We start from the raw sequence: 1,044 nt of genomic DNA on the forward strand, positions 1-1,044 counted from the left end.
GAATTGCTATGGTTACTTCAATAGTTTCATCAATTACAAAAATACCTGTTAAGAAAGAGATTGCTATGACGGGTGAGGTAACAATAACTGGTCAAGTGCTTGCAATTGGAGGTCTTAAAGAAAAGTTACTGGCTGCACATAGAGCTGGAATTAAACAAGTACTAATTCCTAAGGACAATGAAAAAAATTTAGTAGATATTCCAAAAAAAGTTAAAGACGATATAAAAATAACTCCAGTAAATACTGCTGATGAGGTTTTGAAGATTGCACTTACAAAAGATTTAAAACCGACAGATTGGGTTGAAGTAGATAAAATTTCAGACAATAAAAAAACTGAAAAAACTCAAGCTAGTATTCAATAACAATTATCTTTTAAAAATTAATTTCAATCTTTACAAAAAAAAGTCCTTGATAATAAATGCTAAAAAGTGCAGTATTTATTATGAATTTAAATGATCTTTCACCAACAGAATACTGGCTTAAAGATGACGAGCTTAAGAATATTTACACTTCCAATCTTTGGAATAATGCAGAGATAGAGAAAAAAAAAGAATGGTGGATACTAGAAAATGATTTTAATAAGCTTTGGAAGTATTTAAAATCGATTAAATTATATCAGGATTATATTGTAAGTGAAAAAAAAATTAAAAACTTAATTGGTAACAATTCTATAGTTGTAGATCTTGCTGCAGGTATTGGTTGGACCTCAGCTTTACTCTCAAAACTGGATAAGGTTGACAAAGTAAATTGTGTAGAAATTTCTAAACATCGCTTAGATTTACTATGCCCAAAAGCTATCGAGATGTTTGGTGGCGAACCCAAAAAAATAAAAAGGTATATTGGTTCTTTCTATTCGACCAAATTTGAAAATGAAATTGCTGATGTTGTGTTTATGTCTCAGGCTTTTCACCATGCAAATGAACCCTCTAAACTTCTTAAAGAAAGCTATAGAATTTTAAAAAAGGATGGAGTTATTATAATGATAGGTGAACCTGCTAAAAATTTATTTAAAATATTTAAAAGATTTATATTCTTTATAATTAA

At 28.7% G+C, this 1,044-nt stretch carries 2 protein-coding genes; both read left to right on the forward strand.

All coding sequences use genetic code 11. The annotated features are described in order from the left end of the window. On the forward strand, positions 1-362 hold a 362-nt coding region (locus AMN84_RS01740; RefSeq protein WP_306452623.1), incomplete at its 5' end, for a S16 family serine protease. Positions 363-442: 80 nt separating this feature from the next. After that, a partial coding sequence (locus AMN84_RS01745; protein WP_179850687.1) for a class I SAM-dependent methyltransferase occupies positions 443-1,044 on the forward strand: 602 nt, incomplete at its 3' end.

It is taken from the genome of Candidatus Pelagibacter communis, assembly GCF_001180105.1.
Taxonomy (GTDB): Bacteria; Pseudomonadota; Alphaproteobacteria; order Pelagibacterales; family Pelagibacteraceae; genus Pelagibacter; species Pelagibacter ubique_K.